The organism is Streptomyces sp. JJ38 (genome assembly GCF_019303475.1).
GTDB lineage: Bacteria > Actinomycetota > Actinomycetes > Streptomycetales > Streptomycetaceae > Streptomyces.
The window spans coordinates 39,976-64,971 of record NZ_JABLSI010000015.1 but is presented as its reverse complement, the minus strand read 5'-3'; the positions used below and the strand labels follow the sequence as shown (position 1 = coordinate 64,971).

Genomic DNA, 24,996 nt, shown 5'->3' with positions numbered 1-24,996 from the left:
TGGTGGTGGCGGAGCGCCTCGCCGGCGGGCGAGGGGAGCGCCGTCCGCGCGGGTCAGCGCCTCATGGCCGGAGCCGCCTTCCGCGGGCGGGCGGCGCGGGCACGGGCGGTGTAGGCGAGGGCGGCGGCCAGCAGCGTCCCGGCGACGACGAACACCGTCGTGCGCAGCCCGTCCGCGCCCGCCGCGCCCGGACCCTCGGCCGCCGCACCGGACACTCCCGCGTTGGCGACGGCGACCAGGACGGCCAGGCCCACCGCGCCGCCGAGTTGGAGCGCGGTGGAGGCGGTGCCCGAGGCCACGCCCTGGTCGGCGGGCGCGATGCCGTCGGCCGCGACGATCCACAGCGCCGTCCACACCGCGCCCTGGGCCAGGCTGAGCAGGGTGAGACCGGGCAGCAACGCGAGGTAGCCGCCGTCCTCGGTCATGGCGAGGGCCAGCAGCGCGGTGCCGAGCGCGCCCGAGGCCAGGCCGTAGCGCAGCGGGGCCGCTGCGTCGAACCGGCCGACCGCCCACTCGCCGGCCCGGGCGCCGACGGCCACCACGATGGCCGGCCAGAGGAAGGCGGCCCCGGTGGCCAACGGCTCCAGACCGGCGACGCGCTGGAGGTAGAGGGTGAGGAAGTAGGGGAGCGCGCTGAACGTCGCGCCGAAGACGAGCGCGGTGGGTACGGCCGTCCGCACGCCCGCCGCCCGCAGCAGGCGCGGCGGCGTGAGCGGGTCCGCGAAGCGGCGCTCCCGCCGCGCGTAGGCGGCGAGCAGCAGCAGGGCGAGCCCGCCGCACCCGAGGACCTCCGGGCTGAGCCACCCGGACTGGGGCCCGCGTACGACGGTGTAGACGAGAAGCGTCGCGCCGCCCGTGACCGCCACGGCGCCGGGGGCGTCGAAGCGGCGGCCGGGCTCCCGGGCGGCGTCGGGCGGGAAGAGCAGCAGCGCTCCCGCCGCGATGGCCAGCGCGGGCGGGATGTTGGCGTAGAAGACGGACGCCCAGCCGAAGGCGTCCACGAGCAGCCCGCCGGCCAGCGAACCGGCGCACAGGCCGAAGGCACCCATCGCACCCCACACCGCGAGCGCCCGGTTGCGGGCGGGGCCTTCGGCGAACAGCGTGCTGATGAGGGAGAGCGTGGCGGGGAACAGGAGAGCGCCGCCCAGCCCCTGGGCCGCGCGGGCGGCGACGATCACCCCGGGCTCCGCCGTGGCGCCGCCGGCCAGGGAGGCCACCGCGTACAGCACCGCCGCGGTCACGAACATCCGGCGCCTGCCCAGCAGATCGGCGGCGCGCCCGCCGAACAGCAGGAAGCCGCCGGTGACGACGACGTAGGCGCTGACGACCCACTGGAGGTCGTGCTCGGAGAAGCCGGCTGCCGTGCCGATGCTGGGCAGGGCGACGTGCACGATGTTGTAGTCGGCGGCGATGACGAACTGCGCTGCGGCGAGCACCGCCAGCTGCGCCCGTGCGCCTCCGCGTCCGCGGCCCGTTCGGTCGGCCGTCCGGTGCGCGTCGGACGGCACGGGTCGCGTGCCTTCCGCTCCATCCATCGTGCTCTCCCCCTGAACACAAAAAGTGCCGCAGAATTCGGTGACATGAATCACGTCGGTAGCGTCACCGGATTACTGTCGAAGCTTCCGCTCCGGCCGTTCCACTGTCGCCCGACGCCAGTTCGAGGGCAAACAGGTCACACGATTTCGGCCAGGCTGGAACCCGTCTTGTGGATTGCTGCGGAGCAACGGTATTAGCGAGTATGCGTCCGGCGATTTCCAGACGAATGAGCCAGCGCCGGGAACTGGGACGGAGCCCCGTCCGGTCGGGGGGAATGACCGAAACCCGGATGGCTTCTCCGCAGGCCATTCAGAGGAAGTCGGATGGCGTGTCGGGAAAGTTCCCGAAGGCTTGGTGGATTTTAGCCGAACGGCGGGATATCCGCGACCATCCGGCATTCGGCCCGGCGGTTCTGTGTGTGTTCGGTGCCGGGCGCGTATTAGCCTGGCGCGGCCCCTGAACCGCCGTCAGAGCCGTCCACCGGCCCGTCTCGGCTTCGCATCGAGGGAGCCGTACCGGGTCCGGGCCCGCAAGCAAGGGAGCCGTCGTCATGCCCGCACCGCCCGGCCCCGCGCCCGGCCCCGCGCCCGGCCGCCTCCGGGAGCGCACGGGGACCGTCTCCGCGGTCGCCCGCCCCGCCTGGCACGCCGCTGCCGGGTTCCTCCTGCTGCTCGCCGCCGTGTTCGCCGGGTCCTACGCGGCCGGCGCCGCCGCCGGGCCCGTCGCGCCCGGTCTGCACAGCCCCGACGCCCCCGGCCGGGGAACGGGCCAGGGGCACGGGGGAGGAGGGCACTGATGAGCACCGCGTCTCCCGCCGCCGCGGAGCCGGAGGAACTCGTCGTCACCGAACTGCTCGTCGGCGGCATGACCTGCGCCGCCTGCGTCGGCCGCGTCGAGCGCAAGCTGACCCGGCTGGACGGCGTCACCTCGGCGAGCGTCAACCTCGCGACCGGACGGGCCAACGTCGACCACGCGCCCGAGGTCACGGCGGACACCCTCGTCGCCACCGTGGAGCACGCCGGCTACACCGCCAGCCCTGTCGCCCCGCCCGCGGCCTCCGGGCCGCACGCCTCCGGGCCCGCGACCGCGGGCTCCGGCGCACCGGCGGCCACGGCCCCCGAGCCGGCGGACCCAAGCGCTCACCACTTTGGGGACGACACCGACGAGGACCGCCGCCTCCTGGCGACGGCGGTCCTGGCCATCCCCGTGATCTTCCTGTCGATGGTGCCCGCCGCCCAGTTCGACTCCTGGCAGTGGCTCTGCTTCGCCCTGTCCACCCCCGTCGTGCTGTGGAGCGCCCTCCCCTTCCACCGGCGGGCGCTGAGCGGGCTGCGGCACGGGACGGCCACCATGGACACCCTGGTCTCCCTCGGTGTGGCCGCCTCCTACGGCTGGTCCGTCTACGCCCTCTTCCTCGGCGGCGCCGGCGACCCCGGCATGCGCATGGACTTCTCGCCCTTCCCCCGGGCCGACAACGGCACCCCGCACGTGTACCTGGAGGCCGCCGTCGCCGTCACCCTGTTCGTGCTGGCGGGCCGCCGGCTGGAGGGGCGGGCCCGCTCCGGTTCCGGTGCCGCCCTGCGGGCCCTGGCAGAACTCGGGGCCAGGGACGTCGAGTTGTACGACAGCTCCACCGGGACCGGAACGGGCACCCGGGTCCCCGTCGCCGAACTCGGCGTCGGGCGGCACTTCCTCGTCCGGCCCGGGGAGAAGGTGGCCACCGACGGCGAGGTGGTCTCCGGCCGCTCGACGCTGGACCTCTCCCTCGTCACCGGAGAGAGCGCCCCCGTCGAGGCCGGGCCGGGTACCTCCGTCGTCGGCGCCGCCGTCAACTCCTCCGGGCTGCTGGTCGTCCGGGCGACGGCGGTGGGCGCCGACACCCAGCTCGCCCGCATCACCCGGCTCGTCACCGACGCGCAGGCCCGCAAGGCGCGGGCCCAGCGGCTGGCCGACGCCGTCTCCATGGTCTTCGTCCCCGCCGTCCTCGCCGTCGCCGTCGCCACCTGCGGGTTCTGGCTCGGCGCCGGGGCGGACGCCTCGGCCGCCGCGACGGCCGCCGCCGCCGTCCTCGTCGTCGCCTGCCCCTGTGCCCTCGGTCTGGCCATCCCCACCGCGTTCCTCGCCGCCACCGGGAGGGGCGCCCAGCTCGGCGTCCTCGTGCGCGGCCCGGAGGCGCTGGAGCGGCTGCGCCGCGTGGACGTCATGCTCTTCGACAAGACCGGCACCCTCACCACCGGCCGCATGACCCTGCACGAGACGACGGTCGGCGGCCCGGCGGACGGCCAGCCCGACGCCCCCGGCGAGGCCGAGGTGCTCCGGGCCGCCGCGGCCGTCGAGACGGGCTCCGAACACCCCGTGGGGAGGGCCGTCGTGGCCGCCGCCGAACGCCTCGCGCCGGGCGAACGCCTGCCCGCGGCGGAGGACTTCCGGGCCGAGGCGGGCGTCGGCGTCACCGGCCGCGTCGGCGGCCGGACGGTGGCCGTGCGGCGTCCCCGGACGAACGGCGCCCTGCCCGAGCCCCTCACCCTGGCCCTGCGCCGCGCGGACGAGGCCGGACGCACCGCCGTCGTCGTCGAGTTCGACGCCCGGCCCGTGGCCGTGCTCGCCCTCGGCGACACCCTGCGCCCCGACGCCTACCGGACCGTCGACACCCTCCGCCGCCAGGGCATCGAACCCGTACTCGTCTCCGGGGACTCCCGCGCGGCCGCCGAGGCCGCCGCCCGCGAGGCCGGCATCCGCACCGTCCACGCCGAGGTCACACCCGAGGGCAAGGCGGCCAAGGTCGCCGAACTGCGCGCCGGGGGACGACGGGTGGCCATGGTGGGCGACGGGGTCAACGACGCCGCCGCCCTGGCCGCCGCCGACCTCGGCATCGCCATGGGCAGCGGCACCGACGCCGCCATCGGCGCCGCGGACTTCACCCTCGTGCACGGCGGGCTGCACGGCATCACCGACGCCGTGCTGCTCACCCGGTCCACGCTCGCCACGATCCGCGCCAACCTGCTGTGGGCCTTCGGCTACAACCTCGTCACCGTGCCGCTGGCCGCCACCGGCTGGCTGACGCCGATGTTCGCGGGGCTCGCCATGTCGGCCAGCTCCCTCCTCGTCGTCGGCAACAGCCTGCGGCTGCGCGGCTTCCGCCCCGCCCGCCGCGGCCTCCGCCCCGCACCGCCCGCCAGGAGCCGCCTCGCATGAGCACCGTCCGCACCGCGCTCACCGCCCTCGGCGCCGCCGCCGTCACGCTGCTCCTGCTCACCCTCTACACCGCCACCGGTGCCGCGGGCGAGGGCCGGCCGGAGATCGCCGTCGTCGACGGCATGGTCCTGGAGCCCACCAACGACCGCCAGGGCTCGGCCTACTTCACCCTGCGGAACACGGGGGAGGGCGCCGACCGGCTGCTGTCCGTGTCCTCGCCCGACGTCCCGGACGGCGTCATGCTCAGCCGTGTCGTCGTCCGGGACGGCGGCGGTTCCATGCGTCCGCTGGACTCGGTGGCCGTGCCCGCCGGGCAGGAGGTCCGCATGGACCCCTGGCAGGGCAACGTCATGCTGAACCGGCCGCCCGGGCTGGTGCCCGGGCAGCCGGTTCGCTTCGTCCTGCGCTTCGCCGTCAGCGGCGAGATCGAGGCCGTCGCCACGACCGTGACGATCGCGGAGTACGGCGCTCGCACGCGCCCTCGCTCATGAGGCCACGAGGCCACGAGGCCATGAGGCGACGAGGCCATGAGGCCACGAGGTCATGACGTCTCGCCCATGAGCTTGCGCACCTCGGTGACCAGCACCGTCAGCGCCCGCCGCTCGCACTCGGTCGTCTCCGGGTGCCACAGGTCCATCAGCAGGCAGGTACGCGGTGCGGTGCCGTGGTTCCACGCCTCGTGCTCGAAGGAGTAGTCGAACAGCAGGCACCTGCCCTGCTCCCAGGCGCGGGTCTCCTCCGCGACCCGGATGCCGCAGCCCTCCGGGATGTCCACGGCGAGGTGGAGGTTGATCGTGAAGTTCCACAGGTCGCAGTGCGGGGCGATGGCCGCTCCCGGGAGCAGGGTGGAGAAGTGGCACTCCAGCAGCGGTGACAGCAGCCCCGGCTCGATGGCGTGCTCCCGCAGGATCCGCGCGGTCGTCGGGACGACGGCCTCCGAGGACGGCACCGTGGCACCGTCCTTGAACAGGTAGAGAGCCTGCCAGTCCGTCTGCCGTTGCAGGTAGTGCTCGTAGTCGCCGAACATGGCCCGCCGGTCGGCCCAGGCGGTCGCCAACTCCTCCCGGATCGCCCCGTGGTGGGTCTCCAGGGCCGTCACCAGCGGCTTGATCTCCGGGTGTTCGTACGGGTCGTGCCAGGGCCGGGGCGATATGCCGGGCAGCACCCAGCGGGTCTTCTCCTGGAGCGGATGGCGCTCGGCCCCGCCCGGCTCCAGCATGCGTTCCACCCGGTCCAGAGCGCCGGGGCCGTACTCCTGGGTCAGGGCCGCGAAGGCGGCCTCGATCTCCGGTGTCATGCGTGCTTCACCCTTTCCTTCTGCCTTCTCGTGGTTCTGCGTTCGGTCGGGGGTGCCCCGGGCCGTGGGGCCCGCCGTGGGCGGGCCACGGCCCGGGGCACCGTCACCGTGGGGCCGCGCCTCCTACGCGGCCCTGATCGATGCGGTCATCTCGCGCCGGGCCCGGGACACGCGGGAGCGCACGGTGCCCACCGGGCACCGCACGAGTTCCGCCGTGTCCGCGTAGGACAGCCCGACGAGCTGGGTGAGGACGAACGCCTGCCGCCGCGGCGGGTCCAGCGCGTCCATCAGGTCGCGCAGGGCCACCAGCTCCTCGAAGCCGCTGTCCTCCTCGTCCTGCGTCCGCTCGACGGCCGCCTGCCAGTCGCCGACGTCGGCGATGGCCGGGCGGGCCGACGCCCGGCGCCGCTGGTCCACGACCACCCGGCGGGCGATCGTGAGCAGCCAGGTCCGGGCGCAGGAGCGTCCCGCGAAGCCGTGGAGGCTCTGCAGGGCGCGGACGAACGTCTCCTGGGTGAGGTCGTCGGCCGCGTGGACGTCCCCGCTGAGGTGGGCGACGAAGCGCCAGACGTCCCAGTGGGTCGCCCGGACGAAGCGTTCCGCCGCGAGCCGGTCGCCCCGCTGGGCCGCGAGAGCCCAGCGGGTCACCTTCTCGTCGTTCGACGTACCCGGGCGCGGGGTGCCGCGGCGGGGTACGGGTTCGGTCACGGAGTGCATCCCTGTTCCTTCGTTCACAAGGGGGGCCGCGCTGGGGCAGCCCGGCCCCGGTCGGCCGGCCCGTCGCGCCGGGCCGGTGGGGAGGTGGGTGCGTTCCGTCGTCGAACGTCGTCGGGATGAGCGGTGAGGCCCCGAGGGCGGGCCGCCCGACGGGCTGGCATGCCACGGCACGGCGCGGCACGACGCGGCACGGTGTGGCGCGGCGCAGCGTGGCGTGGCGCCCGCGGCGGTGGTCAGCAGACCGCGAGCACCCGGCCGGTCCTCAGGGGTACGGGTGTCGTCCCGTCGACGTCGACGACGGCGGCGGGACGCGGCGGCGGGCCTCTCCGGGAGAGGGTGTGGCGCAGGTGCCGCCCCTCGCGGAGGACGGCGAGCGTGGACCGGGGCGGGACCGCGGGGACGTCGGGGAAGAGGACGTGGCCGCGGCGCGGCGGGCTGAGCAGCGGCTCGAAGAGGGCGGCGATCAGCGCGCGGCCGATCCGGAAGGCCGCCGCCTCGCCGCGCCACAGCCACCAGCCGGTGATCGTCGCGGCCAGGAGGTGGGCGGCGGTCATGCCCCCCGAGCCGTGGGTGAGCAGGGACCAGAGGTCGAGCCCGGGGACGTGGTGCCCGGCGGCCGTCCCGATGTCGCCGGGGCCGCCCGGCGCCGGCGCGCCGGTCACGCCGTCGCCGCAGGTGCCGAAGCCGCCGAGCGCGGGGTTGCCGTGCGGCCCGCCGGGGCCGTGTCCGGCCGCGGCCGCGTGCCCGGCCATGTCGGAGTGCCCACCGGGGGCCGCGTGCGCCCCCGTGGCGGAGTGCCTCATGGCGGGAGCCACGAGCGCCTGGACCAGCGAGAACGTCAGGTGCAGCAGGGTCTGGACGAGGACCGAGGAGCCGATGACGGCCAGGGCGCCGTGCTCGCGGCGCGCGAACGGGACGCTGAGGGCCGCGGTGAGGAGGAACGCGGCGACGGGTGCCCATAACGGCAGCGTGTGGGACATCATCACGTGCCCGGTGGCCGCCGGAAGCACGCACACCGCCGAGAACACCGCGGCGCGGAGTGGGGGCGGAGCCGGCGGGCGAGCCATGCCCCTTATTGTGCCAGCCGTCCCTTTCGCCGCTCGCGGGTCCTCCGCCCAACTCGGGGCTTACTCACGGGAGAAGCCCGGTGCCGCTCGAACGGGGACGGGCACCGGGCGGCCGTCAGCTCCAGGGGCTCGGCCCGGCGCCGTAGGGCGCTGGACGGCGGCGACGCCGGGGCGGGGTGCGGCGCAGCCAGAACGCCGCCAGCACGCCGCCGATCAGCCCGAAGAGGTGACCCTGCCAGGAGACGCCCGAGGACGTGGGCAGGACGCCCCACAGGATCGAGCCGTAGAGCAGGAGCACGGTGATGCCCGCCGTGATGTCGAGGGCGTCGCGCTCCACGAACCCGCGCACGAGCAGATAGCCGAAGAGGCCGAAGACGACGCCGGAGGCGCCCGCGGTGTTGGTGCCGGCGGGGGCCGTCAGCCAGACGCCCAGCCCGCTCGTCACGATGATGACGAGGACGACGGCGAGGAACCGGCCCATGCCGCGCAGCGCCGCGAGGAAGCCGAAGATCACCAGCGGGACGGTGTTCGCGAGGACGTGGTCCCAGCCGAAGTGCAGGAACGCGGCGGGGAAGATGTCCAGCAGTTCGTCGGTGTCCCGCGGCTGGATGCCGTACTCGCGTACGATCGGGCCGCTCGCGCCGTCCAGCGCGGTCAGGAACCACATCAGCGCGACCCAGGACAGCATGAACGTGCCGGCGGTGACGACGCGTGAGCGGCGTGACGGGTGGGTTCCCGTCCCGCTCGGTCCGTACGGCATGCAGACCCCCATACCCCCCGGTTCGGTTTACTCCAGATCAAGCGTACGCAAGGTGCGCAACAGCGAGGAGAGCCGTGGCTTGTGCAGGTCGGCGTAGGTGAGGGCGGCCAGCAGGTCCTGGGGCCGCAGACGTGGCGCGTCGTGCGGCGCGGAGACGCGGACCACCTGGCCGGGCGCGAAGTCCAGGCGCAGCGGGAGCGTCGCCGCCGCGGGGCCCTCGGGCGCGCGCGGGTCGAGCCGGGCGAGGTCCACGGTGAGCGAGGACAGGGCGCCGTCGCGCAGGGCGAGGTCGATCTCGACGGGACGGTCGGGGACGCGCTCGGCCGCGCCCAGGTCCGGGTCGCCTATGCGGTAGCGGATCGGTTCCAGGGCTGCCGCCAGGGCTCGGGCCGCCTCCCCCGCGGGCAGGGTCACGGTCAGGTGCCGGACACCGCCCCGCTCCCCGGCGTCCCGCAGGGCGCCCCGCGTCGTGAGGACGTCGCGCACGGAACCGACGAGGTGCTGCCGGACCTCGGCCGAGGTCAGCAGGGCGGTGGAGCGGGCGATCCGCTCCGCCGGGGTGTGCGGTCGGCCGCCGAGGGCCTCGGCGAACTCGCCGAACTCCGCCGCCTCCACCCGTACCCACGCGCCGCGCAGCGCCGACCGGACGGAGTGCAACGCGGACGGCAGCTCGTCTGCGAACTCCTCCAGCTCCGGCGCGTCCCGCAGGACCGGGCCGCGCCGGCGGGTCTCCGCCGCCATGGCCGAGAGCCCGAAGCGCAGGTGGAGCTGTTCGTCCACGGTGACGAGGCCGAGGACGTCCTCGCCGCCGAACCCGAGGGACGCGGCCAGGTCGACCCGGTCACCGGGGGAGAGGTCGCGCAGTGGCCCCTCGGCCCGCACGGCGACGGCCACCTCCAGGTCGGCCAGGAGCCGGGCCTGCTCCCGCAGCCGCTCGTCGTCCGCCCCGGCCCCGGCGCGCTGCCGCAGGTAGGCGAGGACGGCGTCGGGCTCGGCGTCGAGCCGGGCGGTGAGGGAGGCGGTGTCCAGCCTGCCGAGCCGCTCGACGGCCTCCCGCAGGCGCAGGGCGGCGGTGAGCTTCTGGGTGGTCGTGCAGGCCACGGCCCCGCCGCCGAGCAGCGGGCCGACGCACAGCAGGAGGACGAGGAGCAGGGCGCGGGCCCGGCCGCGGGACCGGGGCTCACCCGGGCGGCCGAGCGGGGCGCGCGACCGGGGGCGGACCCGGCGGCCGCCCGGGCCGTGGAGCCGGGCGCGGAGCCGGGACCAGGGGCGCGGTGCGATGCGAGCGGCGATGGCGGGCTCCCGGGCTGGTCGGCGGGCGGCGCCCCCGGCGTCCCTGGGGGCGTGCACCATTGTGGCGTCCCCCGCGCTGTGCTCCGGTTCCACGCCCCCTCCACGCGCCGACGGCTTCCGGCATGCGGCACGTGCCCCATCGCGCGCCCTCGCGCCGGGGCCGCACGGCGCCCGCGGCTCCCCGGCCCGTCGCCCGTCCGCCCCGGCCCGTAGGCTCGGCGGTGTGACCGACGCCCAGCGCCGCCCGTGGATCGTCGGCGTCTCCGGTGCCTCCGGGACGCCGTACGCCGCCGCCGTCCTCCGCGCCCTGATCGCCGCCGGGGAGCCGGTGGACCTGGTGGTCAGCCGCGCCGCCCGCCTCACCCTGCTCGACGAGACCGGGCATCCCTTCCGGGACGCCCACTGGCGGGACGACCTGCGGCGCTGGCTCGCCCGCGGCGCGGACGGCGACCCGGGCGCCTTCCCCGAGGCCCTCCCGGCGGACGGAGACCCCGACGCCGTCCGGTACTGGCCGGCCGGCGACCTGGCCGCCGGGCCGTCCTCGGGCTCGTACCCGGCCCGGGGCATGCTCATCGTCCCGGCCTCCACGGCCTGCGTCGCGGGCGTCGCCCTCGGGCTGTCCAAGGACCTCCTCCAGCGGACGGCGAGCGTGACGCTGAAGGAGCGGCGCCCGCTCGTCGTCGCCGTCCGGGAGACCCCGCTGAGCGGGCCGACACTCCAGCAGCTCGTGGCCCTCGACCAGGCCGGGGCCGTCGTCCTTCCCGCCTCCCCCGCCTTCTACGCCGGGGCCCGGCACATCCAGGACCTCGTGGACTTCGTCGCCGGGCGGGCCCTGGACGCCGCCGGAGTCCCGCACACGCTGTACCGGAGGTGGCGGGGCGGGCTGGGTAGTGCAGGTGCGCCGGGCTCGATGGCTTAGATTCTGATAGCGAAGCCAACTGCTGCCGGACAACTGAAGGGCGACGGACCCATGGATGCCGTGGACAGACAGCTCATCCAGGCGCTGAGGGAGAACGGCAGGGCCTCCTACGCGGAGCTGGGCCGCCTGGTCGGCCTGTCCGGCCCCAGCGTCACCGACCGGATCAACCGGCTGGAGGCGGCGGGCGTCATCACCGGCTACCGCGCCACCGTCGACGCCCCCAGCCTGGGCCTCGGCGTCACAGCCCTCGTCGGCGTCCAGCTCTCCGACGCCACCGACCACGACGACGTCGCCCAGCGCCTCCGCGAGCTGGAGGAGATCGAGGACTGCTGGTTCATCGCGGGGGACGACTCCTACATGCTCAAGGTCCGTGCGACGGACGTCGACGGGCTGGAGCGGACCATCCGCCGACTGTCCGGCACCAAGGGCGTCTCGCGCACCCGCACGACCATCGTGCTGTCGACCAAGTGGGAGAACCGCGTCGGCGAGCTGCCCGAGGGGGAGCCTCCGGGCGCCTGAGTCACGCCGCGGACGGCCGGTGCGACGGGCCGGAAACGGCCCGTCGCAGGGGGAGGGGACGGCCCGGTGGCCGACCCCTACCCGCCCGGCTTGCCCCGAATGGTCGTGGCGTACGCTCGAGAGGCGCGAGCGGAGACCTGCGCAGACTTCTAGGGAGGCGCGACGCATGGACGCTGGGCTCAAGCGGGAGCTGGAGGAGAAGGTCCGCGCGGGCGAACGTCTGACCCGTGAGGACGGCATCGCCCTCTACGAGTCCGACGACCTGGCCTGGCTCGGCGGTCTGGCCCACGAGGTCCGCACCCGCAAGAACGGCGACGTCGTCCACTTCAACGTCAACCGTCACCTCAACATGACCAACGTGTGCACCGCGTCCTGCGCGTACTGCTCCTTCCAGCGCAAGCCGGGGGAGAAGGACGCCTACACGATGCGCATCGAGGAGGCGGTCAAGCTCGCCCAGGCGATGGAGGGCGAGAACCTCACCGAGCTGCACATCGTCAACGGCCTCCACCCCACCCTCCCGTGGCGGTACTACCCGCGCTCGCTGCGCGCCCTCAAGGAGGCGCTGCCCGAGACGGTCTCGCTGAAGGCGTTCACCGCCACCGAGATCCACCACTTCGAGACGATCTCCGGGATGAGCGCCGACGAGATCCTCGACGAGCTGATCGACGCGGGCCTGGAGTCGCTCACGGGCGGCGGCGCGGAGATCTTCGACTGGGAGGTCCGGCAGCACATCGTGGACCACGCCACCCACTGGGAGGACTGGTCCCGCATCCACCGCCTCGCCCACTCCAAGGGCCTCAAGACGCCGAGCACCATGCTCTACGGGCACATCGAGGAGCCGCGCCACCGCGTCGACCACGTGCTGCGGCTGCGCGAACTCCAGGACGAGACCGGCGGCTTCCAGGTCTTCATCCCGCTGCGCTACCAGCACGACTTCGTCGACATGAAGGACGGCAAGGTCCGCAACCGGCTCCAGGCCCGCACGACGATGGCCACCGGCGCCGAGGCCCTCAAGACCTTCGCCGTCTCCCGGCTGCTGTTCGACAACGTGCCGCACGTCAAGGTCTTCTGGGTCATGCACGGCGTACAGACCGCCCAGCTCGCCCTCCAGCACGGCGCCGACGACATGGACGGCTCCGTCGTCGAGTACAAGATCACTCATGACGCCGACGACTTCGGCACCCCGGACAAGCTCACCCGTGAGGACCTGCTGGAGCTGATCCGGGACGCCGGCTTCCGTCCCGTCGAGCGCAACACGCGCTACGAGATCGTCCGCGAGTACCCGGGCCCGGACGCCGAGCGCCGCGAGACCCCGCAGCCCATGCGGCTCTGACCAGGGGCTCTCGCAGGTGCGGTACGTCCTCGACCCCGGCACCGACCGGGCCACGCTCGACGGCGTGGCCCGGCTGTGGGCCGACGTCGTCAACGCGGGCGGGGCCGTCGGCTTCGTCCCGCCCGTCACGCCGGACGACGTACGGCCCGAGCTGCTCAGGCACCTCACGGCGATGACCGTGGGCCACACCCGCCTTCTCGCCGGTTTCGACGACGCCGGTGAGGTGAAGGCCACCGCCTTCCTCACCCTGAACACCCACCGGCTGATGCGACACTGGGTGTGGCTGTACACCGTGATGGTGCACCCCGCGTCCCAGCGCTCCGGTGAGGGGCGGGCCCTGATGGCCGCCGCCGAGGAGGCCGCCCGCGGCCTCGACGGCGTCCGCGGCATCCGGCTCACCTGCCGCGGCGGGCTCGGCCTGGAGCACTTCTACGCGGCGTGCGGCTACAAGGAGGTCGGCCGGGTCCCGGACGCGATCAGGGTCGCCGACGACGACTTCCGCGACGACATCACGATGTGGCTGCCCCTGACCTGAGCGCCGCCGCAGCCCCGCAGACCCCGCAGCCCCGCAGGACGAGAAAGAGACCGAAGAAGTGACCAGCACCCCGAGCACCACCTCCAGGGCAACGCTCCGCTACACCGCGATGCGCCTCGGGCTGTTCGCCGCGAGCTTCGCGGTCGTGTCCGTCCTCGCCTACGTCGGCGTCATCCCCGAGGGCATCGGCAAGTCCAACCCGCTGTGGCTCGTCGCCCTCGCCATCCTCATCTCCGCGCCGCTGAGTCTCGTCCTCCTGCGTCGTCAGCGGGACGAGATGTCCGAGCACATCGCACCGCGTGTGGAGCGCGTCTCCGGCGCCATGAAGGCCCGTCTCGCGGCCAACCGCAACCAGGAGGACGACGTCGCGTAACGCTCGTCACACCCCTTCCAGCACCCCGTCGGGAATCCCCTTCCCTCGACGGGGTGTTGTCATCTCACGTGTCCCGCTCCCAAAGTGATCCTTTGGGAGCCCATAAGTCCCAGTGTTAGCGTGAGGCCCATGACGACCGCAGCCCCGAAGCGCCCCGCACCGCGGAGTGCCCTCCTCGTGGAGCGGCTGCACGTCGACCTCTGCCGCTGTCGGACGACGGCCTGTCGCCCCTGACGCAGCCTCCGGCCCGACCGCCAGGCCCGCCTGACGGTCCGCCCTGACGCCAGGTCTGGCGACATCTCCGAGCCCGCACGACCATGTCGGTGCTCACCCCTGCCGTATAACGCCCCACCACCCCACCGGAGTGTGCCCGTGTCCCCCACGCCGCCCGAAACGTCCCAGACGTCCCCGGCAGCGCCGTCGTCCACCCGCCGCCCCCGCCTCCCCAAGGTGCCCTTCTGGGCCCAGATCCTGACCGGTCTCGTGCTCGGCGTCCTGCTGGGCTGGGCCGCCCGCAGCGGTGACGTCGACTGGCTCGGCACCGGCCTGGAGAAGACCGGCGACATCTTCGTGCAGCTCCTCAAGCTGGCCGTCGCCCCGCTGGTGTTCTTCGCCATCGCCATCTCGATCACCAACCTCCGCAACGTCTCCAACGCCGCCCGGCTCGCCGGCCGCACCCTGCTGTGGTTCCTGGTCACCTCGCTGATCGCCGTCTCCATCGGACTGGCCATCGGCCTGCTCACCGACCCCGGCGCCGGCACCGGCCTCAGCCCCGAGGACGGCGCCCGCCCGGAGAGCGCCGGCTCCTGGCTCGACTTCCTCACCGGCATCGTCCCCACGGACGTCATCACGCCGTTCACCGAGCTCAACGTTCTCCAGATCGTCTTCATGGCCGCCGTCACCGGCGTCGCCGCCCTCAAGCTCGGGGACAAGGCCGAACCCCTCCTCGCCTTCGGCGAGTCCGTCCTCGCGCTCCTCCAGAAGGCGCTGTGGTGGGTCATCCGCCTCGCCCCCCTCGGCACCCTCGGCCTCATCGGCAACGCCATCAACCGGTACGGCTGGGACCTGATCGGCCAGTACGCCACCTTCACCGCCGACGTCTACATCGGCTGCGCCCTCGTCATGTTCGGCGTCTACCCGCTGCTGCTCGGCCTCGTCGCGCGCGTCAGCCCGCTCCAGTTCTTCCGCGGCGCCTGGCCCGCCATCCAGCTCGCCTTCGTCTCCCGCTCCTCGGTCGGCACCATGCCCGTCACCCAGAAGGTCGTCGAGCGGCTCGGCGTCCCCAAGGAGTACGCGAGCTTCAGCGTCCCGTTCGGGGCCACCACGAAGATGGACGGCTGCGCCGCGATCTACCCGGCGCTCGCGGCGATCTTCGTCGCCGAGATCTTCGGCGTCAGCCTCGGCGCCCAGGACTACCTGCTGATCGCCTTCGTGTCCGTCGTCGGCTCCGCCGCCACCGCCGGCCTGACCGGCGCCACGGTGATGACGACCCTCACCCTCTCCACTCTGGGCCTGCCCCTCGAAGGCGTCGGCCTCCTCCTGGCCATCGACCCGGTGCTCGACATGATCCGCACCGCCACCAACGTCACCGGGCAAGCCGTGATCCCCGTCCTCGTCTCGGCCCGCGAACGCATCCTCGACACCACCGCGTTCGCCACGGCCAGGAGCTTCGATCTCGACTCCTTCGAGCCCGCGGCCACCGCCCCCGAGGCCAAGGCCGCGCCTCCGGTCCCCGCGGCCTCGTAGCCACCCTCCCACACCCCACCGAGCCCCGCCGCTGTGCCGGCGGGGCTCGTCGCGTTGGCGGCGGGACTGGTCAGGTCCAGGCTGCGATGAGGTCGTCCGGGCCGAGCCGGTCGATCCCCTCTGCGGTGCACCCGCTGCGTGCCACGGCGAGCAGCGGAGTGCTGTCGTCAGCTCCGGGGAGTCGGGATCGGTGAACGATGAGACGCGAGAGGTCCCGGCGGTCGAAGGGCTTGTTTTCCAGCCACTTGATCGAGCCGACCGTGGTGATCTTCTTGGCGACGGGTGAGCGGTCGGCTCCGACGATGTCGATCTCGGGGTCGTTGGTGCGGGTCCAGTATCCGCCGATGACGTCGGTGCCGTCGGGGAGACGGTCGTCGGCCAGGCGCCACAGTGCGTCGCGGAGGACGGGTTCGATCGCCCGGCCTCGCCAGGATGCCCAACTGGTGCGAACCGCGTCCAGGACGCGGTCGCCGCGTCCCCGTTCGATGGTGGGGATGCGGGGGCCGATGAAGGAAAGCCAGAAGCGAAGGTATGGGTCCTCGATGCGGTAGCGGGTCTCACGGCTGGGACGGGTGGACAGCGGGACGTCTGCGGCGACGATGCGCCGGGAGGTGAGCTGCTCCAGTGAGCGGGTCAGCGAGCCGGGGTTGAGGCCGCCTGCCGCGCGGCCGATGAGGGTGAAGGTGCGCTCACCGTGTCCGATGGCGCCCAGCACCGAGCGTGCCTGTGCCTCGGTGGGGAACTCGGCGGCCAGGGTGCGCTCACCGCTGACGAGGAGCGCCGAGGTCGGCTGCCGCAGGGCTTGGTCCAGGTAGCCCCACAGGTCTGCCCCCCGGGGCCACTCCTCAAGGATCAGCGGAAGCCCGCCGCTGATCAGGAAGGCGTCGAAGGCGTCGGCGGGCGACAGGTCGAGCATGGTCCCCACCTCGGCGGGGTTGAGCGGGGGTACGACCATTTCCGTCCCGCGCTGGTAGAACGGTCGCCCGTAGGTGTTGAGCCGCTCCATTATGGCCAGGTCGGAGCCGATGAGGATCAGCAGCACGGGCAGCCTGGACAGGCTCCGGTCGAACGCCTTCTGCAGGGCACCCTCGAACGTGGGGTCCTCCCGTACGAGGTAGGGCATCTCGTCGAGAACGACGACGCTCGGCGTGTCGGTGGGCAACACTCCGGCCAGCAGACTCAGGGCCCCGTCCCAGGTCTGCGCCGCGGCGAAATCCGCGACGCGCTCGGCGTCGGGCAGGTCGGACGCGGCCACCTCGGCGGTGAATCCCGCCAGGTCCTCCTGCTTCGATCCTCCGACGGCCGTGAAGAAGACGTGGGGAAGGCCCGTCCGCTCGAGAAACTCCTCGACCAGCCGTGACTTTCCGACCCGTCGACGCCCTCTGATCAGCACGGCGCGGCCGCGCCGCCCACCGCGTCCACCGGTCCGCACCGGCGCGAGCAGGCCCGCGAGGGCTTCGAGTTCGGCTCGACGTCCGACAAACCCGTCCATGGCTGCCCACCTCCAGAAGAGATGGAATCAAGAAAGTTTCATCCATGCAAGTTTCTTGTATGCATTTCACGGGCCAGTCCGAGTGCCGTTCCCGGGCATCACCGTCGGCTACCAGCAGAGCGGGATCGACTGCCTCGCCTCCGCCCCGAGCTGAGCCCGCCCGGCTCCCGCCGAGCCCTCCCGCTCCGCGGCCGCGTCGTGCCGCGGGCGTGAAGGAGTGGGTCACGGTGTGTGGTGGACGTGTACGACCTCTGGCCGGAAGGTGCTGCCATGCGGCAACCTACGACTGGGTAAGTTCTGTCGAATCCCAGTCAACGACTGGTGGTGGAGGGCCGCATGTCCGTACAGCACGGTGCCGCCCCGCAGTCTTCGGCGCGGCCGGGGGCGGAGCAGGGGCGCCCCGGACTCGTGCCGCCCCTGCTCCGCCGCTCCCGGGACGGCGTCGTCCGGCAGGCCGAGGTGCCTCCGCTCGTGCCGTTCCCGCGGCGGGGCTCGCTCGCCGACATCCCGTTCACCAACGCCGCCGAGGCGCCCGAGGACGTCGTGCTGGCCCGGCGGCGCCCCGACGGCGCGTGGGACGACGTCACCTGCGCCGCGTTCGCCGAGGAGGTACAGGCCGTCGCGCGCGGGCTGATCGCCGCCGGCATGCGGCCGGGTGACCGGCTCGCCATCATGGCGCCCACCTGCTACGCGTGGACGCTGCTGGACTTCGCCGCCTGGGCCGTCGGCCTGATCACGGTGCCGGTGTACCCGACGTCGTCCGCCGCCCAGGTGCGCTGGATACTCCAGGACGCGGGCGTCACCGGCATCGCCGTGTACGACGTGGCCGGGGCGCGGCTCGTCAGCGGCATCCGCGGCTCGGTGCCGTGGCTGCGCCATCTGTGGCAGATCGACAACGGCGCCGTCGAGCAGCTCGACGCCGCGGGGCGGGCCGTCCCCGACGCGCTGGTGAACGAGCGCCGCGCCGCCCTCGGCCCGGACAACGTCGCCACGCTCATCTACACCTCGGGCACGACCGGCACGCCCAAGGGCTGTGTGCTCACGCACGGGAACTTCCTGTGCGAGGTGGACAACGCCGTCGACCTGCTGCACCCCGTCTTCCAGGACGTCAGCGACCTGCCGGCCACCACGCTGCTCTTCCTGCCGCTCGCACACGTCTTCGGCCGGATGATCGCCGTCGGCTGCCTGCGGGCCCGCACCCGGCTGGGGCACGCGCCCAGTACGGAGACGGACGCCCTGATCTCCGACCTCCGGTCGTTCCGGCCGACGTTCCTGCTGGCCGTCCCCTACGTGCTGGAGAAGGTCTTCAACCGGGCCCGGGCGACGGCCGAGGAGATGCGCCGCGCCTCCTCGTTCGACCGGGCGGAGCGCGTCGCCGTCCGGTACGGGGAGACGTCCACCGCCGCCGCGTCCGGCGGCGGGCGCGGTCCCGGTCTCGGCCTGCGGGCGGCCCGCGGTCTGTACGACGCGCTGGTCTACCGGCGGATCAGGGCCGCGCTCGGCGGGCAGGTCCGGTACGTCATCTCCGGGGGCTCGCCGCTCGGCCGCCGGCTGTCCGCCTTCTTCGCCGGCGCGGGTATCGAGGTCTACGAGGGCTACGGGCTGACGGAGACGACGGCCGCCGCCACCTGCACGCCGCCGCTGAAGCCCCGGTTCGGCACGGTGGGCTGGCCGATGCCGGGCACCGCCGTCCGCATCGCGCGGGACGGGGAGGTGCTGATCAGGGGCGGCAGCGTCTTCGGCGGCTACTGGGAGGCCGAGCAGCAGGCGGTGGTGCCCGCGACCGACGCGCAGGGCTGGTTCGCCACCGGCGACCTCGGCGCCCTCGACGACGAGGGCTATCTGACGATCACCGGCCGCAAGAAGGACCTCATCATCACCTCCGGCGGCAAGAACATCGCCCCCGCGCCGCTGGAGGAGTGGCTGACCGGGCACCCCCTCATCGGCCACTGTCTGGTCATCGGCGACAACCGTGAGTACCTCACCGCGATCGTCACCCTCGAACCCGACGGCATCGCGCACTGGCGCCGCATGCACCGCAAGGAGCACCTGTCGATGCGGGAGCTCGTGGTGGACCCGGACCTGCGGCACAACATCCAGCAGGCCGTGGACGAGGCCAACCGCCTGGTGTCCCGGGCCGAGGCCATCCGCCGGTTCACGGTGCTGCCCGTCGACTTCACCGAGCAGGCCGGGCACGTCACGCCGTCGCTCAAGCTGCGCCGGACGCAGATCGTCCGCGACTTCCACCGGGAGATCGCGGCGATGTACGCACCCGGGGACGAGTGAGGAGGGAAAGCCGCAACGAGCAGGACACCATGCGACATAACCGGTCATATCGCTAGCCTGGGGAGAGACCCAGGGAGCGACTCATGACGACAGCCACGCACCACCCGCACGAGGCCCACTCCCACGAGCACGGTGCCACCTGCGGCCACCAGAGCGTCGAGCACGGCGACCACGTCGACTACGTGCACGACGGCCATCTGCACCGCGCGCACGCCGGCCACTGGGACGAGTGCGAGCCCGGCCGCCACGTCCAGCACACCGGGCACGAGCATCAGCACGGCGAGATGTGCGGCCACGAGGCCGTGCCGCACGGGGACCACGTCGACTACCTGCACGACGGACACCGGCACGCCGCGCACGGCGACCACTGGGACGACCACTGAGCGACGGGCGCGCTCAGCCCTTCGCCGTCCGCGTGCCACGGCACCGAGGACGCCGCCGAGCCCGCGCAGGACGTGCATCGGATACCCCCGGGCCGGGGTGCGGCCCGGGGCACGGGTGGGGCCGCGGGCTGGTGCGGACCGGGCTGGTCATCGCGTCCTCAACGTCGAGAGCGGCCGGCTGCCCGGAGCCGTGCTCGGCGACCACGTCCCGAGCGTCCCCCGGGCCAGCCGGGGCCGCCACCGGACACGTACGTGAGGCCTCGTACTTGCGAGGGCATCGCAGCTGGTCACGGTGGGTACGACGGCGATAGCCGCAATCGGCTTCCTGTGCCACCGTTGGCTCATGGAGGGGACGAGGCACACCCACGCGCACGCTCACCACCATCACGAGCACGGGCGGGGCCCGCGGCGACGACGGCTGCGGCACCGGCTCGCCCATCTGCTCACACCGCACAGCCACGAGGCCGCGGACAAGGTCGACGCGGCGATGGAGACCTCGCGCGAGGGCATGCGCACCCTGTGGATATCCCTGGGCGTGCTGGGCCTGACCACCGTCGTCCAGGCCGTGATCGTCGGGCTGTCCGGCTCGGTGGCCCTGCTCGGGGACACCGTCCACAACGCCGCCGACGCGCTGACCGCCGTCCCGCTCGGCATCGCGTTCCTGCTCGGGCGGCGGGCGGCCAACCGCCGCTACACCTACGGGTACGGGCGGGCCGAGGACCTGGCCGGGGTGCTGATCGTCGCCACCATCGCGGCCTCGGCCGCCCTGGCCGCGTGGGCCGCGGTGGACCGGCTGCTCGACCCGCGGGACGTCAGCCACCTGTGGGCCGTCTCGGCGGCGGCGCTGACCGGGTTCGCCGGTAACGAGTGGGTGGCCCGCTACCGCATCCGCACCGGCCGGAAGATCGGCTCGGCCGCGCTCGTCGCCGACGGCCTGCACGCCCGCACCGACGGCTTCACCTCGCTCGCCGTTCTGCTCGGCGCCGCGGGCGCGGGCATCGGCTGGCGCTGGGCGGACCCGGTCGTGGGGCTGCTGATCACGGCCGCGATCCTGCTGATCCTGAAGGACGCCGCGCGCGAGGTCTTCCGGCGGCTGATGGACTCGGTCGACCCGGCCCTGGTCGATCTCGCCGAGCGGGCCTTGCACGGCGTGGAGGGGGTGCGGGACGTCGGCCGGGTGCGCATGCGCTGGATCGGTCACGCCCTGCACGCCGAGGCCGACATCGTGGTCGACGCCCGGCTGACGGTCGTCGGGGCGCACGAGCTGGCGGTCGCCGCCGAGCACGCCCTGATCCACGCGGTGCCGCGGCTCACCGCCGCGACCGTCCACACCGACCACGCCCCCACCGGCGCAGCCGACCCCCACGCCCCCCTGGCCCACCACGGCCATCCGCTGTAGGCGGCGGGCCTACCGCGGCTCGGGCGGGGTGGAGAGGAGGGCTCCGCTGGTGAGGGCCGACTCCACGACGCGGGCGAGGCGCTCGGCGAGCCCGGCGGGCTGCTCCCGCTGGAGGAACAGAGCGGCGAAGACGGGCCCGGTGAGCAGGGCGTGCACCGGGGCGACCGGCGGGCTCGCCGGCAGCTCGCCGCGGACCACGGCGCGGTCCAGCACTGCGGCGATGACGGCCTGCTCCCGGACGACGAAGGCTCGGTGAAAGCGGGCGGCCAGGTCGGCGGAGGCGCCGATGTCCGCGAGCAGGCCGAGGACGGCGCTGGCCGCCGCCGGGTTGGTGAGCTGCTCGACGATGTCCCTCGTCAGGGCCGTGAGGTCCCCGCCAAGGCTGCCGGTGTCCGCGGGGGCGGGCAGGTCGGTGTCGTGCACGGCGGCGGCGAAGACCATCTCCTGCTTCGTCGCGTAGCGGCGGTAGATGGCGGCCTTGCCGATGCCCGCCTCCTCCGAGACGGCGTCCATCGTCAGCCCCGCGTATCCGTCGCGGGCGAGCAGCATGCGCGTGGCGTCCAGGATCGCCTGGTCGACGCGGGTGTCTCTGGGCCTTCCCATGGCTCCATGTTACGGTACCGCCAGTTCCGAAACTTGCAGTTTCGAAAGGCGGGGTCATGACACTGTGGGCAGGGCGAAGCCTGATCGTTCTCAGCCTGGCGCACCTCCTGGGTATGGGCGTGCAGACGACGGAACACCTGGACGACTGGCTCAGCGGCGCCCTGTGGGGCCTGTCCCGTGACGAGTTCGTCGAGCCGAGCAGGGCGGCCGGGGCCTTCTGGCTCGTCATCGCCAGCTTCGCCGTGCCGATGCTGCTGCTCGGCATGCTCGTCTGCCACCTCTCCCGGCAGGGGCTCGTCGTCCCCGCCCCGATCGGCTGGGGCCTGGGCGCCTGGTGCCTGATCGGGGCCGCCATCCTGGAGCCGAGCCCGCTGCTGCTCGGGCTGGTCCCCGCGGTCCTCCTCGTCCGGGACGCCCGCGGCCAGGGCACCGCGAGCCCCGCGGACGGGTGCCGTGCCGGTGGGGCCCGGGAGGGCGCCGCGCCGGGGCCCGTCCCCCGGTGAACTGAGCCCGTGTCCCCGCGACCGGCATCACGGGGGGATGCCACGACGCGGGCGGACGCGTGGCAAGGGGGCCATGGGCGGCGTGGTGAACGCCGCCCATGGCCCCCGGCCGTCGTGCGGGGGCGCCGCACCCGGGAACGCCACGGCACACCCTCGCACCGCCCGCCCTGCGTGTCGCCCTCGCCGAGACGGCCGCCGCCGTCGCGGCGCGCTACGGCCGCTGACGCGGGTCGGCGGCGGGGCGGCCGAGGAGTCCCAACTCGCGGCGTCTGCGGTAGCCCGTGGTCACCGACCACACCGCCGAACCGGCCAGCATCGTCAGCGTGAGCGCGCCGCCCCACAACGCGAACGTCCGGTCGCCGTAGGGGTCGTCGCTCGGCGGCACCCGGTCCCGGGGATCGATGTACACGCGGACGCGGTCGCCCACGTCACGCCCGGCGCAGGACACGCTGCGCGAGAGTTCCCGCCCGCTCCCCTCCGGGCGCAGGAAGCAGCGCTCGCCGCCCCGGGTCGGCATCTTCGTGCGCGTCACCTCGGCGGTCACCAGTTCGCCCCGGTCCAGCAGGACCTGGCTGGAGTAGCCGGCGTACGGCACCGCCAGCACCCCGATCACGCTCACCGTCACGAAGACGATCCCGCCCACCCGGGCGCCGTACGTCACCAGTTCCATGAGCAGGGCCAGCCACAGCACACCCGAGAGGATCAGCACGGGCCACAGGAAGGTGTCCGCCCACACCGACAGGACGGACGCCGCCACCCCGGTGCCCCCGAGGACGAGCGCGGCCGTGACGTAGAGCGCCAGCGCACCGGCCCGGGTGAGCCCGGGGATCGCGTACGTGAGCCGCGTGCTGAGGAAGTGCGGGGCCACCGGCCTGCCCCGGGTCCTGTAGTACAGCCGCTCCAGCCGGGCCTGGTACTCCTCCTCCGGGCTCATCGGCAGCGGTACCGGCGCCGCGAACGCCGGGGCGGTGCGGCCGGCCTGCCCCGGGGAAGCGGCACCGGGTGCCCAGCCCGGGGGAGCGTCGACCGTGCCGGGGAGGTGCCCGCCCGCGGCGTACGCGTGCCCGGGAGAACCTCCGAACGTGCGCAGCGCCTTCACCGCCCCCACCGTGCCCGTGGACAGCAGCAGCACGCCCCACGCCAACAGCGCCCCGTACACCGCGACGTCCGACTCGTCGTAGGCAGCCCGCGCGGCCCCGGTCAGCCCCGCGCCCAGCGTGAGCAGCCCGGCGAGCAGCGCCAGGCCGGAGACGACGCCCCACGCGGCGCGCAGCCCGGCCAGCCCGGCCGGCGCGGGCTGGCTGTGCCGCATTGCCTGCAGCAGCCGCCGCCGCGCGAGGCTGGCGCGGGCCAGCGCCGCCAACGCGACCACGGCCCCCGCCAGCAGGGCCGCCCCGACGCCGGTGAGCCCGCCCCCGGAGCCGTCGGACCGGTCCGCGCCCGCCCCGACGAAGCCCACCCCGGCCCCGGCGGCCAGCACCAGCACCACCCGCAGCGAGAGTTGGCCGAAACCGAGATCGCGCCGCAGCAGCGTCTCCGGCATGGGCGCCCCGAAGCCGGGGGGCGTCCCCGCCCCGGCGTATGCGCCTGGTGTCGTCTGGTGCACTGCGCTTCCCCCATGCCGTCCGACCGGCCGACCAGACCGTAGCACCGGCGCCACGACCCCCTCCGGTGGCTGAAAACCGTTCGACGCCCAGGCACCCGTTGGCCAGGATGTGGCGCATGACGAACACCGTCCCGTCCCGCACGGACCGCCCCACGACCTGGGACGAACGCGCCACGCTGACCACGATGCTCGACTACGCCCGCGCCACGGCCATCGCCAAATGCGCGGACGCCTCCCAGGCCACCGTGTCTGCGGCCCCGCTGCCCGGCTCGCCGCTGATGTCCCTCGGCGGCATCCTGAGCCATCTGCGCTGGGTCGAGTACTGGTGGCTCCAGGTCGTCTTCCTCGGCGAGCCCGACGCGGCACCGTGGACGGAGGAGGACCCGGACCGGGAGATGCGCATCGGCGCCGAGACCCCGCTGGCCGAACTCATCGCCGACTACGAGCAGCAGGCCGCCCGCTACCGCGACCTCGTCGACGCGCATGACCTGGACGCCACCGCACGCCGCGCCGGTCGCGACGGGAAGGCCGTCACCCTGCGCTGGATCCTGCTCCACCTCATCGAGGAGACGGCCCGCCACAACGGCCACCTCGACATCCTGCGCGAACTCGCCGACGGCACCAGGGGGGACTGACCCATGGCCACGCCGCCGACCACCCTCGTCGGCCTCCTCGCCGAACCGGTACGCCTGCGCGTGTTCTCCGCCGTCGTCCTCGGCGCCGCCTCCGTAACCGAGGTCGCCCGCGCCGCCGACGTCACCCCGCAGGCCGCCTCCGCAGCCCTCCAACGCCTCACCCGTGGCGGGCTCGTCGACGACACCGACGGCCGACTCCGGGCCACCGCCGACCCCTTCAAGGACGCCGCCCGCCGCGCCGCGCCACCCGGCCCCGCCCAGGACCACGGCACCGGCTTCGCAGAGCTGGACACCCTCCTGCGCACCTTCACGCGCGGCGAGCGCCTGCTCAAGCTCCCCGCCCAGTTCACCCGCCGCGCCGCGCTCCTGCGCCACCTGGCGGCCCGCACGTTCGAGCCCGGCCGGCGGTACACCGAGCGCGAGGTCAACGACCGCCTGCGCACGTGGTGCGAGGGCTCGACGACGGACCACGTCACCGTCCGCCGTCACCTCATCGACCACTGCGTCCTCACCCGCGCCGACGGCCGCTACTGGCTCACCGGCTCCTGATCCACCGCTACGGCCGGCTCGGTGCGCGCCGTGCCCCTGAGGCCGTCACCGTGGCATTCGGTGCCCGGCTGCCCCCGCCCTCACCCTGCCCTGGCACGACTTCCCCGAGGGAGCGCCCTTCACCGACCCGGCCGGCCGCGCAACGCCGCGCGGGGGCTACCGACGGCTGTGCTCGGGGTCGTGTACCTGACCAGGGGCCGCGGCAGCCACCGGTACCGCGGGTACGCACACGCCGCACACCCACCTCGGG

Annotated in this window: 24 protein-coding genes; 15 read left to right on the top strand and 9 right to left on the bottom strand. The window is 74.0% G+C overall.

Features of this window, described 5'->3' with window-relative positions:
• Nucleotides 1-53: 53 nt before the first annotated feature.
• A complete protein-coding gene (locus HPT28_RS10535) occupies nucleotides 54-1,535 on the bottom strand; it encodes an MFS transporter (protein ID WP_219090741.1) in 1,482 nt (493 codons plus the stop codon).
• A gap of 551 nt (nucleotides 1,536-2,086) precedes the next feature.
• Here HPT28_RS10535 and HPT28_RS10530 point away from each other — a divergent pair.
• Genes HPT28_RS10530 through HPT28_RS10520 form a run of 3 tightly spaced genes read left to right on the top strand, consistent with a single transcriptional unit; the run spans nucleotide 2,087 to nucleotide 5,222 of the window.
• The gene (locus HPT28_RS10530) at nucleotides 2,087-2,332 is read left to right on the top strand and encodes a hypothetical protein (RefSeq protein ID WP_219090808.1); all 246 of its coding nucleotides are present in this window, start codon (nucleotides 2,087-2,089) and stop codon (nucleotides 2,330-2,332) included.
• The gene (locus HPT28_RS10525) at nucleotides 2,332-4,731 is read left to right on the top strand and encodes a cation-translocating P-type ATPase (protein ID WP_257578377.1); all 2,400 of its coding nucleotides are present in this window, start codon (nucleotides 2,332-2,334) and stop codon (nucleotides 4,729-4,731) included. Before HPT28_RS10530 ends, HPT28_RS10525 begins: the two co-directional genes overlap by 1 nt.
• Nucleotides 4,728-5,222 (top strand): copper chaperone PCu(A)C, encoded by a 495-nt coding sequence (locus HPT28_RS10520; protein WP_219090740.1) that lies wholly within the window; start codon nucleotides 4,728-4,730, stop codon nucleotides 5,220-5,222. The genes HPT28_RS10525 and HPT28_RS10520 overlap by 4 nt, the downstream gene beginning before the upstream one ends.
• Before the next feature lie 50 nt (nucleotides 5,223-5,272).
• Here HPT28_RS10520 and HPT28_RS10515 read toward each other — a convergent pair whose 3' ends face one another.
• The 5 genes from HPT28_RS10515 to HPT28_RS10495 form a co-directional block, all read right to left on the bottom strand.
• Nucleotides 5,273-6,028 carry an aspartyl/asparaginyl beta-hydroxylase domain-containing protein gene (locus HPT28_RS10515; RefSeq protein WP_219090739.1) on the bottom strand — a complete coding sequence of 252 codons (756 nt, stop codon included), beginning with the start codon at nucleotides 6,026-6,028 and terminating at the stop codon, nucleotides 5,273-5,275.
• A 123-nt stretch (nucleotides 6,029-6,151) separates the two neighbouring features.
• Nucleotides 6,152-6,745: a sigma-70 family RNA polymerase sigma factor gene (locus HPT28_RS10510; RefSeq protein ID WP_219090738.1), complete on the bottom strand. Its 594-nt coding sequence runs from the start codon at nucleotides 6,743-6,745 to the stop codon at nucleotides 6,152-6,154.
• A gap of 233 nt (nucleotides 6,746-6,978) precedes the next feature.
• Nucleotides 6,979-7,812 (bottom strand): hypothetical protein, encoded by an 834-nt coding sequence (locus tag HPT28_RS10505; protein WP_219090737.1) that lies wholly within the window; start codon nucleotides 7,810-7,812, stop codon nucleotides 6,979-6,981.
• Nucleotides 7,813-7,927: 115 nt separating this feature from the next.
• Nucleotides 7,928-8,572 (bottom strand): rhomboid family intramembrane serine protease, encoded by a 645-nt coding sequence (locus HPT28_RS10500; RefSeq protein ID WP_219090736.1) that lies wholly within the window; start codon nucleotides 8,570-8,572, stop codon nucleotides 7,928-7,930.
• 27 nt (nucleotides 8,573-8,599) lie between these two features.
• Nucleotides 8,600-9,958: a hypothetical protein gene (locus tag HPT28_RS10495; RefSeq protein WP_219090735.1), complete on the bottom strand. Its 1,359-nt coding sequence runs from the start codon at nucleotides 9,956-9,958 to the stop codon at nucleotides 8,600-8,602.
• 130 nt (nucleotides 9,959-10,088) lie between these two features.
• Between HPT28_RS10495 and HPT28_RS10490 the strand changes: the two genes are divergently transcribed.
• From HPT28_RS10490 to HPT28_RS10465, 6 genes are all read left to right on the top strand, one after another.
• On the top strand, nucleotides 10,089-10,784 hold the full coding sequence (locus tag HPT28_RS10490) for a UbiX family flavin prenyltransferase (protein WP_219090734.1): 696 nt from the start codon (nucleotides 10,089-10,091) through the stop codon (nucleotides 10,782-10,784).
• Between the two features lie 51 nt (nucleotides 10,785-10,835).
• Nucleotides 10,836-11,303 (top strand): Lrp/AsnC family transcriptional regulator, encoded by a 468-nt coding sequence (locus tag HPT28_RS10485; RefSeq protein WP_219090733.1) that lies wholly within the window; start codon nucleotides 10,836-10,838, stop codon nucleotides 11,301-11,303.
• A 166-nt stretch (nucleotides 11,304-11,469) separates the two neighbouring features.
• Nucleotides 11,470-12,636, top strand: a complete 1,167-nt coding sequence (gene mqnE, locus HPT28_RS10480) for an aminofutalosine synthase MqnE (RefSeq protein WP_219090732.1) — start codon at nucleotides 11,470-11,472, stop codon at nucleotides 12,634-12,636.
• A gap of 16 nt (nucleotides 12,637-12,652) precedes the next feature.
• On the top strand, nucleotides 12,653-13,171 hold the full coding sequence (locus HPT28_RS10475) for a GNAT family N-acetyltransferase (RefSeq protein WP_219090731.1): 519 nt from the start codon (nucleotides 12,653-12,655) through the stop codon (nucleotides 13,169-13,171).
• 58 nt (nucleotides 13,172-13,229) lie between these two features.
• Nucleotides 13,230-13,544, top strand: a complete 315-nt coding sequence (locus HPT28_RS10470; protein ID WP_308119151.1) for a DUF4229 domain-containing protein — start codon at nucleotides 13,230-13,232, stop codon at nucleotides 13,542-13,544.
• A gap of 372 nt (nucleotides 13,545-13,916) precedes the next feature.
• Nucleotides 13,917-15,290 (top strand): dicarboxylate/amino acid:cation symporter, encoded by a 1,374-nt coding sequence (locus HPT28_RS10465; protein WP_374226947.1) that lies wholly within the window; start codon nucleotides 13,917-13,919, stop codon nucleotides 15,288-15,290.
• Nucleotides 15,291-15,360: 70 nt separating this feature from the next.
• Here the strand turns inward: HPT28_RS10465 and HPT28_RS10460 are convergent, their stop codons facing one another.
• Nucleotides 15,361-16,782, bottom strand: coding sequence for an ATP-binding protein (locus HPT28_RS10460; RefSeq protein WP_219090729.1), 1,422 nt, complete (start codon nucleotides 16,780-16,782; stop codon nucleotides 15,361-15,363).
• A gap of 336 nt (nucleotides 16,783-17,118) precedes the next feature.
• Between HPT28_RS10460 and HPT28_RS10455 the strand changes: the two genes are divergently transcribed.
• From HPT28_RS10455 to HPT28_RS10445, 3 genes are all read left to right on the top strand, one after another.
• The gene (locus HPT28_RS10455; RefSeq protein WP_219090728.1) at nucleotides 17,119-19,068 is read left to right on the top strand and encodes a long-chain fatty acid--CoA ligase; all 1,950 of its coding nucleotides are present in this window, start codon (nucleotides 17,119-17,121) and stop codon (nucleotides 19,066-19,068) included.
• A gap of 83 nt (nucleotides 19,069-19,151) precedes the next feature.
• Nucleotides 19,152-19,451 carry a hypothetical protein gene (locus tag HPT28_RS10450; RefSeq protein WP_219090727.1) on the top strand — a complete coding sequence of 100 codons (300 nt, stop codon included), beginning with the start codon at nucleotides 19,152-19,154 and terminating at the stop codon, nucleotides 19,449-19,451.
• 343 nt (nucleotides 19,452-19,794) lie between these two features.
• Nucleotides 19,795-20,850 carry a cation diffusion facilitator family transporter gene (locus HPT28_RS10445; RefSeq protein WP_219090726.1) on the top strand — a complete coding sequence of 352 codons (1,056 nt, stop codon included), beginning with the start codon at nucleotides 19,795-19,797 and terminating at the stop codon, nucleotides 20,848-20,850.
• Nucleotides 20,851-20,859: 9 nt separating this feature from the next.
• On the opposite strand, the gene HPT28_RS10440 is transcribed toward HPT28_RS10445, so the two are convergent.
• Nucleotides 20,860-21,453, bottom strand: a complete 594-nt coding sequence (locus tag HPT28_RS10440) for a TetR/AcrR family transcriptional regulator (RefSeq protein WP_219090725.1) — start codon at nucleotides 21,451-21,453, stop codon at nucleotides 20,860-20,862.
• A 56-nt stretch (nucleotides 21,454-21,509) separates the two neighbouring features.
• Between HPT28_RS10440 and HPT28_RS10435 the strand changes: the two genes are divergently transcribed.
• Nucleotides 21,510-21,956, top strand: a complete 447-nt coding sequence (locus HPT28_RS10435; RefSeq protein WP_257578376.1) for a DUF6463 family protein — start codon at nucleotides 21,510-21,512, stop codon at nucleotides 21,954-21,956.
• Between the two features lie 211 nt (nucleotides 21,957-22,167).
• Here the strand turns inward: HPT28_RS10435 and HPT28_RS10430 are convergent, their stop codons facing one another.
• A complete protein-coding gene (locus tag HPT28_RS10430; protein ID WP_219090724.1) occupies nucleotides 22,168-23,499 on the bottom strand; it encodes a hypothetical protein in 1,332 nt (443 codons plus the stop codon).
• 179 nt (nucleotides 23,500-23,678) lie between these two features.
• Here HPT28_RS10430 and HPT28_RS10425 point away from each other — a divergent pair, with 179 nt between their 5' ends.
• Both HPT28_RS10425 and HPT28_RS10420 read left to right on the top strand, forming a co-directional pair.
• On the top strand, nucleotides 23,679-24,197 hold the full coding sequence (locus HPT28_RS10425) for a DinB family protein (RefSeq protein ID WP_219090723.1): 519 nt from the start codon (nucleotides 23,679-23,681) through the stop codon (nucleotides 24,195-24,197).
• 3 nt (nucleotides 24,198-24,200) lie between these two features.
• Nucleotides 24,201-24,746 carry a DUF2087 domain-containing protein gene (locus tag HPT28_RS10420; protein WP_219090722.1) on the top strand — a complete coding sequence of 182 codons (546 nt, stop codon included), beginning with the start codon at nucleotides 24,201-24,203 and terminating at the stop codon, nucleotides 24,744-24,746.
• Nucleotides 24,747-24,996: the final 250 nt, after the last annotated feature.

Excerpts from the sequence above, each read along its gene's own strand:
- HPT28_RS10535 (WP_219090741.1), bottom strand. The coding sequence starts at position 1,535 with ATGGATGGAGCGGAAGGCACGCGACCCGTGCCGTCCGACGCGCACCGG.
- HPT28_RS10530 (WP_219090808.1), top strand. The coding sequence starts at position 2,087 with ATGCCCGCACCGCCCGGCCCCGCGCCCGGCCCCGCGCCCGGCCGCCTC.
- HPT28_RS10525 (WP_257578377.1), top strand. The coding sequence starts at position 2,332 with ATGAGCACCGCGTCTCCCGCCGCCGCGGAGCCGGAGGAACTCGTCGTC.
- HPT28_RS10520 (WP_219090740.1), top strand. The coding sequence starts at position 4,728 with ATGAGCACCGTCCGCACCGCGCTCACCGCCCTCGGCGCCGCCGCCGTC.
- HPT28_RS10515 (WP_219090739.1), bottom strand. The coding sequence starts at position 6,028 with ATGACACCGGAGATCGAGGCCGCCTTCGCGGCCCTGACCCAGGAGTAC.
- HPT28_RS10510 (WP_219090738.1), bottom strand. The coding sequence starts at position 6,745 with ATGCACTCCGTGACCGAACCCGTACCCCGCCGCGGCACCCCGCGCCCG.
- HPT28_RS10505 (WP_219090737.1), bottom strand. The coding sequence starts at position 7,812 with ATGGCTCGCCCGCCGGCTCCGCCCCCACTCCGCGCCGCGGTGTTCTCG.
- HPT28_RS10500 (WP_219090736.1), bottom strand. The coding sequence starts at position 8,572 with ATGCCGTACGGACCGAGCGGGACGGGAACCCACCCGTCACGCCGCTCA.
- HPT28_RS10485 (WP_219090733.1), top strand. The coding sequence starts at position 10,836 with ATGGATGCCGTGGACAGACAGCTCATCCAGGCGCTGAGGGAGAACGGC.
- mqnE (WP_219090732.1), top strand. The coding sequence starts at position 11,470 with ATGGACGCTGGGCTCAAGCGGGAGCTGGAGGAGAAGGTCCGCGCGGGC.
- HPT28_RS10460 (WP_219090729.1), bottom strand. The coding sequence starts at position 16,782 with ATGGACGGGTTTGTCGGACGTCGAGCCGAACTCGAAGCCCTCGCGGGC.
- HPT28_RS10455 (WP_219090728.1), top strand. The coding sequence starts at position 17,119 with ATGTCCGTACAGCACGGTGCCGCCCCGCAGTCTTCGGCGCGGCCGGGG.
- HPT28_RS10450 (WP_219090727.1), top strand. The coding sequence starts at position 19,152 with ATGACGACAGCCACGCACCACCCGCACGAGGCCCACTCCCACGAGCAC.
- HPT28_RS10445 (WP_219090726.1), top strand. The coding sequence starts at position 19,795 with ATGGAGGGGACGAGGCACACCCACGCGCACGCTCACCACCATCACGAG.
- HPT28_RS10440 (WP_219090725.1), bottom strand. The coding sequence starts at position 21,453 with ATGGGAAGGCCCAGAGACACCCGCGTCGACCAGGCGATCCTGGACGCC.
- HPT28_RS10435 (WP_257578376.1), top strand. The coding sequence starts at position 21,510 with ATGACACTGTGGGCAGGGCGAAGCCTGATCGTTCTCAGCCTGGCGCAC.
- HPT28_RS10430 (WP_219090724.1), bottom strand. The coding sequence starts at position 23,499 with ATGCCGGAGACGCTGCTGCGGCGCGATCTCGGTTTCGGCCAACTCTCG.
- HPT28_RS10425 (WP_219090723.1), top strand. The coding sequence starts at position 23,679 with ATGACGAACACCGTCCCGTCCCGCACGGACCGCCCCACGACCTGGGAC.
- HPT28_RS10420 (WP_219090722.1), top strand. The coding sequence starts at position 24,201 with ATGGCCACGCCGCCGACCACCCTCGTCGGCCTCCTCGCCGAACCGGTA.